Source organism: Paraburkholderia fungorum (assembly GCF_046027605.1).
Taxonomy (GTDB): domain Bacteria; phylum Pseudomonadota; class Gammaproteobacteria; order Burkholderiales; family Burkholderiaceae; genus Paraburkholderia; species Paraburkholderia fungorum_F.
Genome location: NZ_JAQQEF010000007.1, coordinates 1 through 16,238 on the forward strand (window position 1 = coordinate 1; position 16,238 = coordinate 16,238).

The following is a 16,238-nucleotide window of genomic DNA, read 5'->3' on the forward strand; positions in this document are numbered from 1 at the left end:
AGGCCTCTTTTTCGTTTCGTCAACAACATTTTTTGCTTTCGCTTAAAACTTGTTGGCGCTACGGCCGCTGGTTCCTACCGCGGCGCTCGTTCACAAACGAGGAGGCGAACTATAGGTGAACATCAGCCACGTGACAAGGGTTTGACCAAAATCTTTTTTGGACGACTTACTTCCGGGTTGATTTCACCAAGGCAACCACCGGAATCGCTGCGGCCATAGCGGTATATCCGGCGTCGCTCGGATGGATATGATCACCACTGTCAAAAGCACGCTGCAGACGACTCGGTTGCGCCGGGTCACGGAGCGCAGCATCGAAATCTACAACGCCGTCGAAAGCGTGGCTGGCTCGAATCCACTGGTTGACCGCAAGCCGGATCGTCTCCCGCGGTGCCGGCAGCGATGCGGGCGTCAAGGTTGCGCCGAACACCTTCACGCCGCGGTGCCGTGCAGCCGCAATCACCCGCTGGTAGCCGCCAATCAGGTCGGCGGCCGTCACCGAGGTATGCGGGGAGTCGCAGTCAAGGCCATTACGAGCCGGCATCTCCGCAAAGTTGATATCGTTGATACCGATCAGCAGAATCGCCGTCTTGACGCCCGGGCGTTCCAGCACGTCCCGGTCGAAACGCCGCACGAGCGCGTCGCCGTAGCAGAGTGAGTCGCTCAGTAAGCGATTGCCGCTGATGCCCAGATTCACGATCGCCGTCGAATGGTCGCCGCTGCTGGCGAACCGACGCGCCAGCGCGTCCGGCCACCGTCGATTCTGGTTCAGGCTGGAGCGCATGCCGTCGGTGATCGAGTCGCCGATCGCGGCGACCGCAGCCGACGACGGCGCGTCCACCGACAACCCAGTCACCCACACATATTGCGTGAACCGGCCGCGGAATGATTCAGCAGAAGCGTCGGCGGTGTGATTTCCCGGTGCGGAAACGAAGTTCAGCTGGCTCGAGACTCGATGCCACGCCACGATCCGTTGTTCCGGCCCCATGAACGCACTAATCGCATAAGGCGCACCTTCGGCAATGTCGACAGGAGCCGGGTCGCTGTCCAACTCCGCACCCGGCGGTATGCTCACCGAGCTCTTGCCGCCAAACGTCACGCGCGCCTCGCCATTGCCTAGTGTCGCCGCGCCGCCCGCGGAGCGCGCGATGCGGAGTTCCTCGATCACGAGCGCTGTTTTGCCGTACTCATTGCTGAGATGGACTCGTGCGGATTTGCCCGACAGCGTCGGATAAATAATCTGCCGCACCGTGCGCCCTGCTACCTCTGGGGCACGATATAACGGCGGCAAATCCGACCGTTGCGGGATCGGCTGCAACGCCGTCGCCCATGCGGAGACCCAGTGTGTCGGGGCATCGGCGGCAAAAACAGTTGAGGAAACGGCAAATTGGCAAAGCAGCGCCGCGCCACATGCGGCGGCCAGGGTGCGAATGGTCATTCAGATGGTCGGTTCGAGGCGAAACGTGCATTGTGCCCGATCGCCATAACTATCGCGGCGGACCGTGCCAGCCCGATTCGGGCGATCACCGCCCTGGCAGTGGCGTTGCGGGCCGCATCGGAGCGCGAGAGCGATAAGGGTATTCAGTAGAGCACCTGGAGCCAGACGCCTTCGGGCCGTCCGGCACTAGAGCTCGAGGGACCACGGCGTAGCCCCTGCAAAGCAGCCGACCGGCGCCGACGCACAATCTCAGCCGAAATCAAGTCGCCCGCGCCGCAGCTTTCGATGCAAGCACAAAGGTATTCCAGATCAACCTGCTCCCGACGTTCCAATCATTTTCAGCGCAAGCGCTTCGGCCACTTCGATCCCGTCGATGGCTGCCGAGTAAATTCCGCCGGCATACCCGGCGCCCTCACCGGCCGGATACAAGCCCTCGACATTCATACTTTGATAGTCATCCCGGCGCCGCACGCGAATCGGCGACGACGTTCTCGTCTCGACACCTGTCAGCACGGCGTCATGCATGGCAAACCCGGCGATCTTCTTGTCCATCTCGGGCAAGGCTTCGCGGATGGCATCGATCACGTAGTCGGGCAGCGCCGTGCTGAGATCGGTCGGATGCACGCCCGGCTTGTAGGACGGCACGACCGAACCCAGCGACGTAGACGGCCGACCGGCGATGAAATCGCCCACCAGCTGCCCCGGCGCCATATAGTTGCCGCCGCCCAGTTCGAACGCCCGCTCTTCCCACTTGCGCTGGAAGGCGATGCCCGCGAGCGGGCCGCCCGGATAATCGTCCGGCGTGATGCCGACGACGATTCCGGCATTCGCATTGCGCTCCGCCCGTGAGTACTGGCTCATGCCGTTAGTGACCACGCGGCCCGGCTCGGACGTCGCCGCGACCACCGTGCCGCCAGGACACATACAGAAGCTATAAACCGCGCGCCCGTTGCTGCAATGATGCACGACCTTATAGTCGGCGGCGCCCAGCTGCTTGTGGCCGGCGAACTTGCCGAAACGGCTGCGATCGATCAAGCCTTGCGGATGTTCGATCCGAAAACCGAGAGAAAACGGTTTCGCTTCGATATAGACGCCGCGGTCGCTCAGCATCTGAAAGGTATCGCGCGCGCTATGGCCAACCGCCAGCACCACATGCTCACAGCGTAAATCCTCGCCTGTCGACAGTTTGAGTCCGCGGACCTTGCCCTGATCGATGTCGATATCGTCGACTCGCGCCTCGAAACGCACCTCGCCGCCCAGCTCGTGAATGGTCGCGCGCATCTTTTCGACCATGCTGACGAGCCGGAACGTGCCGATATGGGGCCGGCTCAGATAAAGAATGTCCTCAGGCGCGCCCGCGCGGACGAATTCATCGAGCACCTTGCGGCCATAGTGCTTCGGATCCTTGATCTGGCTATAAAGCTTGCCGTCCGAAAAGGTCCCCGCGCCGCCTTCGCCGAACTGCACGTTCGATTCAGGGTTGAGCACCGACTTGCGCCACAGCCCGAAAGTATCCTTGGTGCGCTCGCGCACGGCCTTGCCGCGCTCGAGAATGATCGGACGGAAGCCCATTTGGGCGAGAATCAGCCCGGCAAACAGGCCGCAAGGGCCCATGCCAATCACGACTGGACGCGGCGAAGTTAGCTGCGCCGGCGCTTTGGCGACAAAACGGTACGTCATGTCCGGCGTCACGCCGCAGTGCGGCACATCGGCGAGCCGCTTCAGCGCGGCTGCTTCATCCTTTACTTCGACGTCGACGATGTAAGTGAGCTTGATGTCGGCGCGCTTGCGCGCGTCGTGCGCGCGGCGGAACACGGTGTATCGGATGAGCCCGTCGTCGTCCACGCCGAGTTCAGCGAGGCGCGCGCGGACGGCGGCTTCGAGAACGCTTTCGGGATGATCGAGCGGGAGTTTGATTTCGCTTAGACGTAACATGTGTACCGGGGGCTGCAGGAAGGCCGCAAATCGCGGCCAATTCGCAATTTTATAGGTTAAGCGTCGGCGCGGGGCGACAGCGCAAGCGAAACGCCTCCGCCGCTGCCGCCTCGTCCCCCTATCGACAATCACGGTCCATCTTAAAAAATTTATTAACCGACCGGTCGGTTGGTTTATACTGCGCAGACACAGACAACTTCCGCTGAGAGCGTCCCCATGTACACGCAATCCCTGGATATCCCCGGCAACGTTGCCCCGCTCGATACGGCAGCGAGTTCGCCCGAGCAGGCGCAATTCGACGCGGTCATGGCCGCGGACGGCAAGATCGAGCCGCAAGACTGGATGCCTGACGCCTACCGCAAGACGCTGGTGCGGCAAATCTCGCAGCACGCGCATTCGGAAATCGTCGGCATGTTGCCGGAAGGCAACTGGATCACGCGCGCACCTAGCCTGAAGCGCAAGGCGATCCTGCTGGCCAAAGTGCAGGACGAAGCCGGCCACGGCCTCTATTTATATAGTTCGGCGGAAACGCTCGGCGTGTCGCGCGATCAGTTGATCGCAGCGCTGCACTCGGGCAAGGCCAAATATTCGAGCATTTTCAATTACCCAACGCCGACCTGGGCGGACGTGGGCGTGATCGGCTGGCTGGTGGACGGCGCGGCGATCATGAATCAGATTCCGCTGTGCCGCTGCACGTACGGCCCGTACGCGCGCGCAATGATCCGTATCTGCAAGGAGGAGTCGTTCCACCAGCGTCAAGGCTTCGACGCGCTGATGTCAATGATGAGCGGCACTGATGCGCAACGAGAGTTGGTACAGCAAGCCGTGAACCGCTGGTGGTGGCCGGTGCTGATGATGTTCGGCCCGAGCGACAAAGACTCGATCCACAGCAACCAGTCGTCGAAATGGGGCATCAAGCGCATCTCCAATGACGATCTGCGGCAGAAATTCGTCGACGCTACCGTCGATCAGGCCAAGGTGCTCGGCGTCACGCTGCCGGACCCGGACCTGAAGTGGAACGAAGCCCGCGGGCACCACGACTACGGCGACATCGACTGGGATGAATTCTGGCGCGTCGTGAATGGCGACGGCCCGTGCAATCGCGAGCGCCTTGCGACTCGCGTGAAGGCACACGACGACGGCGCCTGGGTGCGCGAAGCCGCCCTCGCCCACGCCGAAAAGCAGCGCCAGCGCGCACAACAGCAAGCTGCCTGACCGCAGCCGCGACAAGCCCGACAAAGTATCAGGAGATCTGCAATGAACAAGGAATGGCCGATTTGGGAAGTCTTCGTGCGCAGCAAGCAGGGACTCGACCATAAACACTGCGGCAGCCTGCACGCCGCCGACGCGCCGATGGCGCTGCGCATGGCGCGCGACGTCTACACGCGCCGCCAGGAAGGCGTGAGCATCTGGGTGGTGCCGTCGTCGGCGATTACGGCGTCTGCGCCGGAAGACAAAGCGGAGCTGTTCGAACCGGCTGGCGACAAGATTTACCGCCACCCGACGTTCTACACGCTCCCCGACGAAGTCAACCACATGTAAGCGCGGCCATGAATATCACGCCCCAACATCTGCAGTACGTGCTGCGCCTTGCGGACACCGCGCTGATCCTCGGTCAGCGCAATGCCGAGTGGTGCGGCCACGGCCCGATCCTCGAAGAGGACATCGCGCTGTCGAATATGAGTCTCGACCTGATCGGCCAGGCGCGCCTGCTGTACACGCACGCAGCCTCGCTGGAACAGCAGCTCACCGGCAAGAGCCGCACGGAAGACGATTACGCGTATTTTCGCGCCGAACGCGAGTTCGCCAACTACACGCTGGCCGAGTTGCCGCACTACGGCCCGCTCGCCGGCACCGCGCAAGCCGAGAAGGACTACGCGGTCACGATCGTGCGCAATTTCCTCTACTCGACGCTGATGGCCCATGTGTGGACCGCGCTCACGGCGTCCAAAGATGAACAGCTCGCCGCGATCGCCTCGAAGTCGATCAAGGAAACCAGCTATCACGTGCATCACGCGCGGGAATGGCTAATCCGTTTCGGCGACGGCACGGACGAGTCGCATCGCCGCGCCCAGGCCGCGCTCGACTATCTGCTGCCGTACACGCGTGAGTTTTTCAGCGCGGATGCCGTGGAAGACGCAATCGCCGCCGCCGGCATCGGACCGCTGACGCCGGAGCTCGAAGCTGCATGGCTCGAAGACGTCCGGGCCACGCTCGACGAAGCCACGCTCAGCCTGCCGGAACAGGTCAAACACATCACGACCGGCAAGCATGGCGAGCACTCGGAACACATGGGCTTCGTGCTGGCCGAAATGCAAAGCCTCGCACGCCAGCATCCCGGCGCCACCTGGTAAGCGCGTCAGCGCAACCCAACGGAACTCGACGATGACGACCTCGACTGCGACTGTCACGCCCACCGCCGACGCCACGCTCGAACGCGCATGGGCGGTGCTCGAAGCGGTGCCCGACCCGGAAATTCCGGTGGTGTCGATTCGTGAACTCGGCATTCTGCGCGACGTGCGCCGCGCCGGCGACGGCGCGCTCGAAGTCGTGATCACGCCAACCTATTCCGGTTGTCCGGCGATGTCGCAGATCGCCGAGGACGTTGCCCATGCGCTCGATGTGGCCGAGCTAAAGCCCTATCGGATCGCCACGGTGCTCGCGCCGGCCTGGACCACCGACTGGATGACTGCCGAAGCGCGCGAGAAACTGCGCGCCTACGGCATTGCGCCGCCCACGGGCAATTGCGGCAGCGCGGCGCCTTTGTCGCAGGAAAAAGTGATGCGCTTCGTGCCGCGCGCGCTGCCTGCGCCTTCGTGTCCCCGTTGCGGCTCAGCGCATACCGAGCGTCTCGCCCAATTCGGCTCGACGGCCTGCAAGGCCTTGTACCGCTGTCTCGACTGCCGCGAACCCTTCGACTACTTCAAACCATACTGATATGGCTACCCCGCAATTTCATCCGCTGCGTATCCGCGAAGTGCGGCCCGAAACCGCCGACGCGGTCTCGGTCGCCTTCGAAGTCCCTGTCGAACTGCGCGATCACTATCGCTTCACGCAGGGCCAGTTCGTCACGCTGAAGACGCACATCGACGGTGAGGAAACGCGCCGTTCGTATTCGATCTGCGTCGGCGTCACCGATTACGACCGTGACGGCGAACTGCGCATCGGCATCAAGCGCGTGCGCGGCGGGCGTTTCTCGAACTTCGCGTTCGACACGCTGCAACCCGGCCACACCATCGACGTGATGACGCCGGACGGCCGCTTCTTCACCCATCTGAACGCCGACCAGGGCCAGCAGTACATCGCGTTTTCCGGTGGCTCGGGCATCACGCCGGTGCTTGCGATCATCAAGACCACGCTGGAAGTCGAGCCGCGCAGCACCTTCACACTGGTGTACGGCAACCGCAGCGTCGATCAGATCATGTTCGCGGAAGAGCTCGAGGATCTGAAGAACCGCTTCATGAATCGCTTCGTGCTCTATCACGTGCTGTCCGACGATCTGCAGGACGTCGAGCTGTTCAACGGCGTGCTCGACCAGCAGAAGTGCGCGGACTTCATCGAGAACCTGCTGCCGGCCGATGCAATCGACGAAGCCTTCATCTGCGGCCCCGGCCCGATGATGGATGCCGCCGAAGCTGCGTTGAAAGCCGCGGGCGTGCCTTCGGAAAAGGTCCATGTGGAGCGCTTCGGTTCGCCGCTGCCGCAAGCGGGCGTGCCGCCGGTCGAAATCACCGACGACACACCAGCCGCCGACCTCGAAATCGTCCTCGACGGCAAACGGCGCAAGCTGCGTCTGCCGTATCAGGGCGTGAGCGTGCTCGACGTCGGCTTGCGCGCCGGCCTCGCGCTGCCTTATGCGTGCAAGGGCGGCGTCTGCTGCACCTGCCGCGCAAAGGTGCTCGAAGGTGAGGTCAAGATGGAAAAGAACTACACGCTGGAAGAACACGAAATCCGCGACGGTTTCGTGCTGACCTGCCAATGCCATCCGATCAGCGACCGCGTGGTAGTGAGTTACGACGAACGTTGAGTCGAGCGCCGCGGGTGACCCTGCGACGTCCGCGACGCTTTCAGCAGGTCCGCGATCCGCTTACACTAGGGGCCGCTCGTGATCGGACATCTGTTCCGATCGACGAGCGGCCTCTTTTGTCGTTTGCGTTCTTATTGCGTTTTTGCCAGCCCAAGCCACTGCCGATGAGCACGATCCATCTCACCAACGGCGACGTCGCCGCCGAATCACTCCGCGCCGCGCTAGCCGAGGCGGGCCGCGACGATCGCGTGCATGCGTTGCGCGACGATCTGGCGGTCGGTCCGCTGCGCGGTATCGATGATGGACCCTACGTGCGGGCGGAATTCTGGGACCGTGTCAGCGCGGACACCAGGCGCGACTTTCTTCGGGAATTCCGCGAACAGGCGGCAGCGCTGGAGAACATCGCGCGGGGCGACGCGAATCTGGTGGTCTGGCACGGCGAAAGCGCAGCCGATCAACTTATGCTGCGCCGCGTCTGCTACCACCTGCGCAACAGTCCGCAACGGCTGAATGAAGTGCGTCTGTCGATTCGCGACCTCACCGATCCGGGCGCATGGGCGCACAGCCGCAAAGATCGTGCGACCTCCGTCGGCATGTTCGCGCCGGCTGTATTGCAGGGGCGTCTGTCGGATGCGGCGCCGATTTCAGTTCTGCGCATCAGCCGGCTCGCGCTCGAATGGCAGGAAGCCAAACACGCAAACGGCGAGACGCGGCGCTGGCGCGACAACACATTCACGAGCGGCAGCTTCGCCGATCTGGACGCGCTGATTCTCGAACACGTCACCGGCGACTGGCAACCCGCCGCGCGTGTTGCCGCCGAACTGATGATTGCCGAACTCTGGTATCTGGTAAGCGACAGCATCGTGCTGTGGCGCTTCCGCGAACTGGCCGCGACGCGCCGTATCAAGCTGCGTGGCGACGCGAGCGCGTGGCGCACGCTGGACCTGTGCGCTGCGCTTGCCCCCTGTCCACACTAATAAAATAGACAACTATGGCCCGCACCCGAGCCCCCGACCACGAAACCCAGCGCGATCAGATTCTCGAACTAGCCGCGGCGAAATTCGCGCAGACCAGCTACCCCAGCACCTCGATGGCCGACCTCGCCGCCGCGAGCGGCACCTCGAAAGCGCGCCTGTACCACTACTACGCCAGCAAGGAAGCGATCCTGTTCGATCTGCTGGACCGGTACACGAAGCGGCTGATGCTGATCATCGCCGAGGTGGAGGGCGCGAGCCAACGTCGCGGACTGTCCGAGCGGGAAACCTTCGCGGAGCTGATCCGCGCGTTTCTGTCCGAGTACGAGACGTCGCACAGCCGCCACGTCGCTCTGCTGAACGACGTGAAGTATCTGGTCGACACCCAGCGAGAAGTTATCCTGAATCGCCAGCGCGACGTGGTCGCGGCGTTTGCGCGACAGTTGGCGCGCGCCTACCCGGAACGCGCCACGCGCGAAAACCAGACCGCCCTCACGATGATGGTGTTCGGCATGATCAATTGGACATTCACCTGGCTCAAGCCGGACGGCCCCATGGGCTACCGGGAATTTGCCGAGCAGGTAATCAATATGGTGGACCATGGACTCAGCGCCGCCGAAGTCTGATTGCGCATGGCAGCATCACCAACAGGGACAATTGCCGCGAGTTGTCCATCTGCGACAACTTGCCACGAACGCTCGTTCAATTTATTTTTCCTTAAAAATCAATAACCTAAAAATAGGTTACCGATTTTTTAGGCACTCGCTTCAGTTTTTATACGGGTTTTCCCTAGTGATGAGCCAGGGTTTCCGCTAAAATCGTTTTTGCGGTGCAGCACACCGCTCGATTAAAAGGAGAACCTGACCATGAACATGATTACACCCCGCGCCGCTGAGCCGATCGTCGCGCACGGTCGCCTGTCGCAGCCAGCCGGTCGTGCACCTGCTCTGGTCCGCGAACTCACCGCCGTCGACCGTGAACGACTGCTGACACACTTCCTTTCGCTCAACGAGGACGACCGCCTTTTGCGCTTCGGCCAGATCGTGCCGAACCACGTCATTGAAAACTACGTCCGCGCGATCGATTTCACGCGCGACACGGTTTTCGGCGTCTTCAATAGTCAGTTGAAACTCACCGGCGTCGGCCATCTCGCGTATCTGCCTGCCGAAGGCGACAAGCGCACCGCCGAGTTCGGCGTGTCGGTGCTGGAAAGCGTCCGCGGGCAAGGTATTGGCTCGAAGCTCTTCGAACGCGCCGCCATCCGCAGCCGCAATACCCATGTCACTACGCTTTACATGCATTGCCTGTCACGCAATTCGACCATGATGCATATCGCAAAAAAGGCCGGCATGAAAATCGAATATGCGTATGGCGAAGCAGACGCCTATCTGACGCTGCCGCCGGCGGATCAATCGAGCATCATCGCTGAGATGCTGCAGGAACAGGCCGCTGTGTTCGACTATGCACTCAAGCGCCAGGCGCGTCACGCGTCGGTATTGTTCGAATCGTTCTTGCCTGCAGCCGAGGCCGCTTAACCGGTCTGCGCTTCGGCAAAAAAAGGGCGGCCTTATGGTCGCCCTTTTTGTTTGTGACTCGCACCGCCCGCTGTAGCCCCACGCTCACAAAATCGGCAGCGCCGTCGTCTCCTTGAATTTCTCGAGCGAAAAGCTCGTCTTCACGTCGATGACAGATGGATGGTGCAGCAACTGGTCCTGCACGAAACGTGAAAAGTGCGCCATATCCTCGACCTGCACCCGCAACAGGTAATCCATGTCACCGGTCATGGCGTGACATGCGACCACTTCCGGCCATGTTTGCACCGCTGCGCGGAACAGATCGGCATGAGTGGTGCCGCCACGCGGACGGAGCGCCGGATCGCTACGCTTTTCCAGCCGCACGTTGACGTATGCCAGCAGATCGAGTCCAAGCTTTTGCGCATCGAGCAGCGCGACATAGCCGCGAATCACCCCGCTCTCCTCCAGCCTGCGGATACGCCGTAGACACGGACTCGGCGACAGATTGATGCGTTCGGCGATCTCCTGATTCGACAGCCGGCCATTTTCCTGAAGAATCGCCAGTATGCGTCTGTCGATGGCATCTATCTCTATATTGGCCATTTCCTGCCGTCCATGTAATAGATTGAGCTAGAAAATAGCGCAAGCGTAGCGTTGAGCGATTAAGTTCGCAAGTTTTCGCCGCTCACCGGCCATTACACTTGCGTCATTCAGTTCAGTCGCGCTCAATTGCGCACCCCGCGCCAGCGGTTAGCTTTGGATGGAAGGAGACAGACAATGCAGGTTTCAACTTGGGAAAACCCGGTCGGCACCGACGGCTTCGAGTTCATCGAATACACCGCGCCGGACCCGAAAGCGCTCGGCAAGCTGTTCGAACAGATGGGCTTCACCGCCGTCGCCCGGCATCGCCATAAAGACGTGACGCTGTACCGCCAGGGCGAAATCAATTTCATCGTCAACGGTGAACAGGATTCGTTCGCGCAACGTTTCACGCGCCTGCATGGTCCGTCGATCTGTGCGATCGCTTTCCGTGTGCAAGACGCAGCGAAGGCCTACCAGCAGGCTTTGGAAAAAGGCGCGTGGGGTTTCGATAACAAGACCGGCCCGATGGAACTGAACATCCCGGCAATCAAGGGCATCGGCGACTCGCTGATCTATTTCGTCGACCGCTGGCGCGGCAAGAACGGCGCTGAGCCGAACAGCATTGGCAACATCGATATTTACGACGTCGATTTCGAGCCGATTCCCGGCGCGAATCCGAATCCCGTCGGCCACGGCCTGACCTACATCGATCACCTTACACACAACGTCCATCGCGGACGCATGCAGGAATGGGCGGAATTCTACGAGCGTCTGTTCAACTTCCGGGAAGTGCGTTACTTCGACATCGAAGGCAAGGTGACCGGCGTCAAATCGAAGGCGATGACCTCGCCGTGTGGCAAGATCCGCATTCCGATCAATGAGGAAGGTTCCGACGTGGCGGGTCAGATTCAGGAGTATCTGGACGAGTACCATGGCGAAGGCATCCAGCACATCGCACTGGGCAGCAACGACATCTACCGCACCGTGGACGGTTTGCGCGCGTCGAACATCTCGCTGCTCGATACGATCGACACGTACTATGAACTGGTCGATCGCCGCGTGCCGAACCACGGCGAGCCGCTCGACGAATTGCGTAAGCGCAAGATCCTGATCGACGGCGCACCCGACGACTTGCTGCTGCAGATCTTCACCGAAAACCAGATCGGGCCGATCTTCTTCGAGATCATCCAGCGCAAGGGCAATCAGGGCTTCGGCGAGGGCAATTTCAAGGCGCTATTCGAATCGATCGAGCTGGACCAGATTCGCCGTGGAGTGGTTCAGGACAAGGCCTAAAGGCTGAAGACCGGCGCGGAATCTGAGAGATATAAAAAAGGCGAGGATCTTGCGATCCTCGCCCTTCGTCGTTTGTGCCGTTCTCCAAAGCCCGGAAAACGGCCGATTTTCAACCGACGCACCGCATCAGCGACGCATCACGAATTCTGGTCTTCCTCGTCTGCCTTGGTGGATCGCGCAAGGCGCTCCACCGCAATACGCGCGGGCGCGACTTGCGCCGTACTGGTGATCGCGTTCGACAACGTCCCTGCACTGCTCGAATTCGAGCGCACGGGCGCGCTCATGGCAAAGAATGCGGCCGAAACCATCAGGAAGGTCTGGATGTTTCTAGTGTTCATGCGTACTCCTTTTCTAACTGCCCTGCTGTCCTGAAGCCCCGCCGAATGCGGAGCGTTGCGCAGACATTGCTCGCAGGTGGGGTGTTAGACAGGCATTTCCACTGCGGTTCCGCAGATTTGTAGTTTTTACAGCTTGTTACAGTGGCATTGCGGCGCTGGATGCAATTCGGTGAAGCTCGATGCCAGGACCTTCCCCGGCGCGCTGCGGCGGGTTTTTACCAGTGCTACCATCACTTAAAACACGTCAATATGGCGACCCCGGCCCCAAGCATTCACAAGATGCCGCGGCCCCAAAAAAGCTTTGGTGATCCCAAACTGGTTGGAGGAGTACACATAATGAATGCCCCGCTAGACGCAGGTCAGCGAGCCTCGCTCGAAGCCGCGCTATCTTCCGTCACGCTCGACGACAAATACACTCTGGAGCGCGGCCGCGCGTACATGAGCGGCATCCAGGCGCTGGTGCGTCTGCCGATGCTGCAGCAGCAACGCGACGAGGCCGCAGGGCTCAATACCGCCGGCTTTATTTCCGGTTACCGCGGATCGCCGCTCGGCGGACTCGACCAATCCTTGTGGAAGGCGAAACAACATCTCGCCGCGCATCGCGTCGTGTTCCAGCCCGGCGTCAACGAAGACCTCGCGGCGACCGCCGTATGGGGTTCGCAGCAGGTCAATCTGTACCCGAGCGCCAAATACGATGGCGTGTTCTCGATGTGGTACGGCAAGGGCCCAGGCGTCGACCGTTCCAGTGACGTCTTCAAGCACGGCAATTCGGCCGGTTCGGCGCAACACGGCGGCGTTCTCGTGCTCGCCGGCGACGATCACGCCGCCAAATCCTCGACGCTCGCGCACCAGTCGGAACACATCTTCAAGGCGTGTGGGCTGCCGGTGCTCTTTCCGTCGAACGTGCAGGAATATCTGGACTTCGGCCTGCACGGCTGGGCGATGAGCCGCTATTCCGGCCTGTGGGTAGCCATGAAGTGTGTGACCGACGTGGTCGAATCGTCGGCTTCGGTCGATATCGATCCGCATCGCACGAAAATCATTCTGCCCGACGACTTCGCCATGCCCGAAGGCGGCCTGAATATTCGCTGGCCCGATGCGCCACTGGTGCAGGAAGCGCGTCTGCTCGACTACAAGTGGTACGCGGCGCTCGCCTATGTGCGTGCGAACAAGCTGGATCGCGTCGAAATCGATTCACCGCATGCGCGCTTCGGCATCATGACCGGCGGCAAGGCGTATCTCGATGTGCGTCAAGCACTCACCGATCTCGGTCTCGACGACGAAACCTGTTCGCGCATCGGCATCCGTCTGTATAAGGTCGGCTGTGTGTGGCCGCTCGAGGCGCAAGGCGCGCAAGCGTTCGCGCGCGGTCTCAAGGAAATTCTGGTCGTTGAAGAAAAACGTCAGATCCTCGAATACGCGATCAAGGAAGAGCTGTACAACTGGCCCGATGCGCAGCGTCCGCGCGTGTTCGGCAAGTTCGACGAAAAAGACGGAGCGGGCGGCGAATGGTCGGTGCCGATGGGCAACTGGCTGCTGCCGGCGCACTACGAGCTGTCGCCCGCGATCATCGCCAAGGCAATTGCCACGCGGCTCGACAAGTTCGACCTGCCGTCCGACGTACGCGCGCGCATTGCGACGCGCATCGCGGTAATCGAGGCGAAGGAAAAAGCCTTGGCGCGTCCGCGCGTCGAAGCTGAGCGCAAGCCGTGGTTTTGCTCGGGCTGCCCGCACAACACGTCGACCAATGTGCCGGAGGGTTCACGTGCGATGGCCGGTATCGGCTGCCACTACATGACCGTGTGGATGGACCGCAGCACCAGCACCTTCAGCCAGATGGGCGGCGAAGGCGTCGCATGGATCGGCCAGGCGCCGTTCAGCAACGACAAGCACGTCTTCGCCAATCTCGGCGACGGTACCTACTTCCACTCGGGCCTGCTCGCGATTCGCGCGGCAATCGCGTCGAAGGCCAACATCACCTACAAGATTCTCTATAACGACGCGGTCGCGATGACGGGCGGCCAGCCCGTCGACGGCGTGCTGACCGTCCCGCAGATCACGCATCAACTCGCCGCCGAAGGCGCGACGAAGATCGTGATCGTCACCGACGAACCGGAGAAGTATTCGGCGAACGTCGGCCTCGCACCCGGCATCGACATTCACCATCGCGACAAGCTCGACGAAGTTCAGCGCCAGCTTCGCGAGATTCCCGGCACCACGATCCTGATCTATGACCAGACCTGCGCGACCGAGAAGCGCCGCCGCAGGAAGCGCGGCACGTATCCGGATCCGGCGCGCCGTGTCGTGATCAACGAAGCGGTGTGCGAACGCTGCGGCGATTGTTCGGTGAAGTCGAATTGCCTGTCCGTGGAGCCGCTCGATACCGAATACGGCACCAAGCGCCAGATTAATCAGTCGACCTGCAACAAGGACTTCTCGTGCGTGAACGGGTTCTGCCCAAGCTTCGTGTCCGTCGAAGGAGGTCAGTTGCGCAAGCCGAAGGCGGCGTCGGGCATCGTCGGTGACGCGATGCCCCCAGTGCCGGAGCCCGAACTACCGTCGATCGCGCGCCCTTATGGTGTGTTGGTGACGGGCGTCGGCGGCACGGGCGTCGTAACGATCGGCGCATTGCTCGGCATGGCCGCGCACCTGGAAAACAAGGGCGTCACGGTACTCGACGTCACCGGCCTCGCGCAAAAGGGGGGCGCCGTGATGAGTCATGTACAGATCGCCCAGAACCCAACCGACATTCACGCAACCCGCATCGCAATGGGCGAAGCAAGTCTCGTGATCGGCTGCGACGCGATCGTCACTGCCAGCGACGAATGCGTCTCGCGGATGCAGGTGGGCCGTACCCGTGTCGTACTCAATAGCGCGCACACGCCGACCGCCGAACTCATCAAGAACCCGAACTGGCGCTTCCCGGGCAGCAGCACTGAAGCGGATGTGCGTGCCGGTGCGGGCGATGACGGCGTCGATATGGTCGACGCGAATCACTTCGCCGTCGCGCTGCTCGGCGATGCGATCTACACGAACCCGTTCGTGCTCGGCTACGCATGGCAACGCGGCTGGGTGCCGCTGACCTATCAATCGTTGATGCGCGCGATCGAGCTGAACAACGTCCAGATCGAGAAGAACCGTGCGGCATTCGAATGGGGCCGCCGCGCCGCGCATGATCTGGCTGCGGTGCGCAAGTTCGCGCAGTCACAAGGACGGGGTGCCGCAGCAGAGACGGTGAGCAGCAAGATCATCTCGCTGCACACGCCGAAGGCGCTCGATACGCTGATCGATAAGCGCGCGAACTATCTGGCCGCATGGCAAAACGACGCGTATGCACGGCGGTATCGGGATCTGGTGTCGCAAGTGCGGGTGGCGGAATCGGCGCTCGCTTCGGTCGACGACCAGTTGCCGTTGACCGAAGCGGTCGCGAAAAATCTGCACAAGCTGATGGCTTACAAGGACGAGTACGAGGTCGCGCGACTCTACAGCGACCCGGCGTTTATCGAAAAGCTAAAGGCGAATTTCGAAGGCGACTGGAAGCTGCACATCCACCTCGCGCCGCCGACGTTCTCGAAAAAAGACGCACACGGTCATCTGGTGAAGAAGAAGTACGGACCTTGGGTGTTCAGCGCCATGCACGTGCTCGCAAAACTTAAATTCCTGCGCGGGACCGCGCTCGACGTGTTCGGCAAAACGGAAGAGCGTCGCACGGAGCGTGCGCTGATCGTCGAATACGAAGCACTGGTGCGCGAGCTGATTAGCGGCCTGAGCGCGCAGAAGCGTGAACTGGCGGTCGAACTCGCGAATCTGCCGGACGGTATTCGCGGCTACGGGCACGTGAAGGAAAATAATCTGAAGGGTGTGCGGGTCAAGTGGAACGATTTGCTGACGCGCTGGCGTTCGCCGGAAACGGGAAAGACGCAGCACGCGGCATGATCTTGCCGGCTTGACCGGCTGGTTTGGCCTGAAATGGAAAAGGCGACTGTCCTCGCGGACAGTCGCCTTTTTTTGCCTGTTTCGACACGTGATGCGTGTGTACAAGAACAAGCGGTACTGCTCCTTTCAACAACACAACAACAACCAACCAAAAACAAACAACTACCAAACAGCAAATAAAACTACGAACTGCTACTTCGACTA

14 protein-coding genes are annotated in these 16,238 nt (G+C 61.3%); 10 read left to right on the plus strand and 4 right to left on the minus strand.

What is annotated here, in order from left to right; translation table 11 throughout:
• Nucleotides 1–166: 166 nt before the first annotated feature.
• Both PQR53_RS13590 and PQR53_RS13595 read right to left on the minus strand, forming a co-directional pair.
• A complete protein-coding gene (locus PQR53_RS13590) occupies nt 167–1,435 on the minus strand; it encodes an SGNH/GDSL hydrolase family protein (RefSeq protein WP_408454328.1) in 1,269 nt (422 codons plus the stop codon).
• 309 nt (nt 1,436–1,744) lie between these two features.
• Complete coding sequence (locus PQR53_RS13595; protein ID WP_408454331.1) at nt 1,745–3,370, minus strand: NAD(P)/FAD-dependent oxidoreductase; 1,626 nt, start codon at nt 3,368–3,370, stop codon at nt 1,745–1,747.
• 216 nt (nt 3,371–3,586) lie between these two features.
• Here PQR53_RS13595 and paaA point away from each other — a divergent pair, with 216 nt between their 5' ends.
• From paaA to PQR53_RS13635, 8 genes are all read left to right on the plus strand, one after another.
• A complete protein-coding gene (paaA, locus tag PQR53_RS13600) occupies nt 3,587–4,585 on the plus strand; it encodes a 1,2-phenylacetyl-CoA epoxidase subunit PaaA (protein ID WP_408454334.1) in 999 nt (332 codons plus the stop codon).
• Nucleotides 4,586–4,627: 42 nt separating this feature from the next.
• The gene (gene paaB, locus PQR53_RS13605; protein WP_007179854.1) at nt 4,628–4,912 is read left to right on the plus strand and encodes a 1,2-phenylacetyl-CoA epoxidase subunit PaaB; all 285 of its coding nucleotides are present in this window, start codon (nt 4,628–4,630) and stop codon (nt 4,910–4,912) included.
• Between the two features lie 8 nt (nt 4,913–4,920).
• Nucleotides 4,921–5,724 (plus strand): 1,2-phenylacetyl-CoA epoxidase subunit PaaC, encoded by an 804-nt coding sequence (gene paaC / locus PQR53_RS13610; protein WP_408454337.1) that lies wholly within the window; start codon nt 4,921–4,923, stop codon nt 5,722–5,724.
• A gap of 31 nt (nt 5,725–5,755) precedes the next feature.
• Nucleotides 5,756–6,307, plus strand: coding sequence for a 1,2-phenylacetyl-CoA epoxidase subunit PaaD (gene paaD, locus PQR53_RS13615; RefSeq protein ID WP_408454340.1), 552 nt, complete (start codon nt 5,756–5,758; stop codon nt 6,305–6,307).
• A 1-nt stretch (nt 6,308) separates the two neighbouring features.
• Nucleotides 6,309–7,397 carry a 1,2-phenylacetyl-CoA epoxidase subunit PaaE gene (gene paaE, locus PQR53_RS13620; RefSeq protein WP_408454343.1) on the plus strand — a complete coding sequence of 363 codons (1,089 nt, stop codon included), beginning with the start codon at nt 6,309–6,311 and terminating at the stop codon, nt 7,395–7,397.
• A 164-nt stretch (nt 7,398–7,561) separates the two neighbouring features.
• A complete protein-coding gene (locus tag PQR53_RS13625; protein ID WP_408454346.1) occupies nt 7,562–8,374 on the plus strand; it encodes a DUF1835 domain-containing protein in 813 nt (270 codons plus the stop codon).
• 14 nt (nt 8,375–8,388) lie between these two features.
• Nucleotides 8,389–8,997, plus strand: coding sequence for a TetR/AcrR family transcriptional regulator (locus PQR53_RS13630; protein ID WP_408454349.1), 609 nt, complete (start codon nt 8,389–8,391; stop codon nt 8,995–8,997).
• A 240-nt stretch (nt 8,998–9,237) separates the two neighbouring features.
• On the plus strand, nt 9,238–9,906 hold the full coding sequence (locus PQR53_RS13635; RefSeq protein ID WP_408454351.1) for a GNAT family N-acetyltransferase: 669 nt from the start codon (nt 9,238–9,240) through the stop codon (nt 9,904–9,906).
• 84 nt (nt 9,907–9,990) lie between these two features.
• Here the strand turns inward: PQR53_RS13635 and PQR53_RS13640 are convergent, their stop codons facing one another.
• The gene (locus tag PQR53_RS13640) at nt 9,991–10,488 is read right to left on the minus strand and encodes an Lrp/AsnC family transcriptional regulator (protein ID WP_408454354.1); all 498 of its coding nucleotides are present in this window, start codon (nt 10,486–10,488) and stop codon (nt 9,991–9,993) included.
• 174 nt (nt 10,489–10,662) lie between these two features.
• Here PQR53_RS13640 and hppD point away from each other — a divergent pair, with 174 nt between their 5' ends.
• Complete coding sequence (hppD, locus tag PQR53_RS13645; protein ID WP_179734838.1) at nt 10,663–11,760, plus strand: 4-hydroxyphenylpyruvate dioxygenase; 1,098 nt, start codon at nt 10,663–10,665, stop codon at nt 11,758–11,760.
• A gap of 137 nt (nt 11,761–11,897) precedes the next feature.
• Here the strand turns inward: hppD and PQR53_RS13650 are convergent, their stop codons facing one another.
• Nucleotides 11,898–12,098, minus strand: coding sequence for a hypothetical protein (locus PQR53_RS13650; RefSeq protein WP_179734840.1), 201 nt, complete (start codon nt 12,096–12,098; stop codon nt 11,898–11,900).
• 336 nt (nt 12,099–12,434) lie between these two features.
• Between PQR53_RS13650 and PQR53_RS13655 the strand changes: the two genes are divergently transcribed.
• Entirely contained in the window at nt 12,435–16,034 is a 3,600-nt protein-coding gene (locus tag PQR53_RS13655) for an indolepyruvate ferredoxin oxidoreductase family protein (protein WP_408454356.1), read from the plus strand.
• The last annotated feature ends 204 nt before the right edge of the window (nt 16,035–16,238 follow it).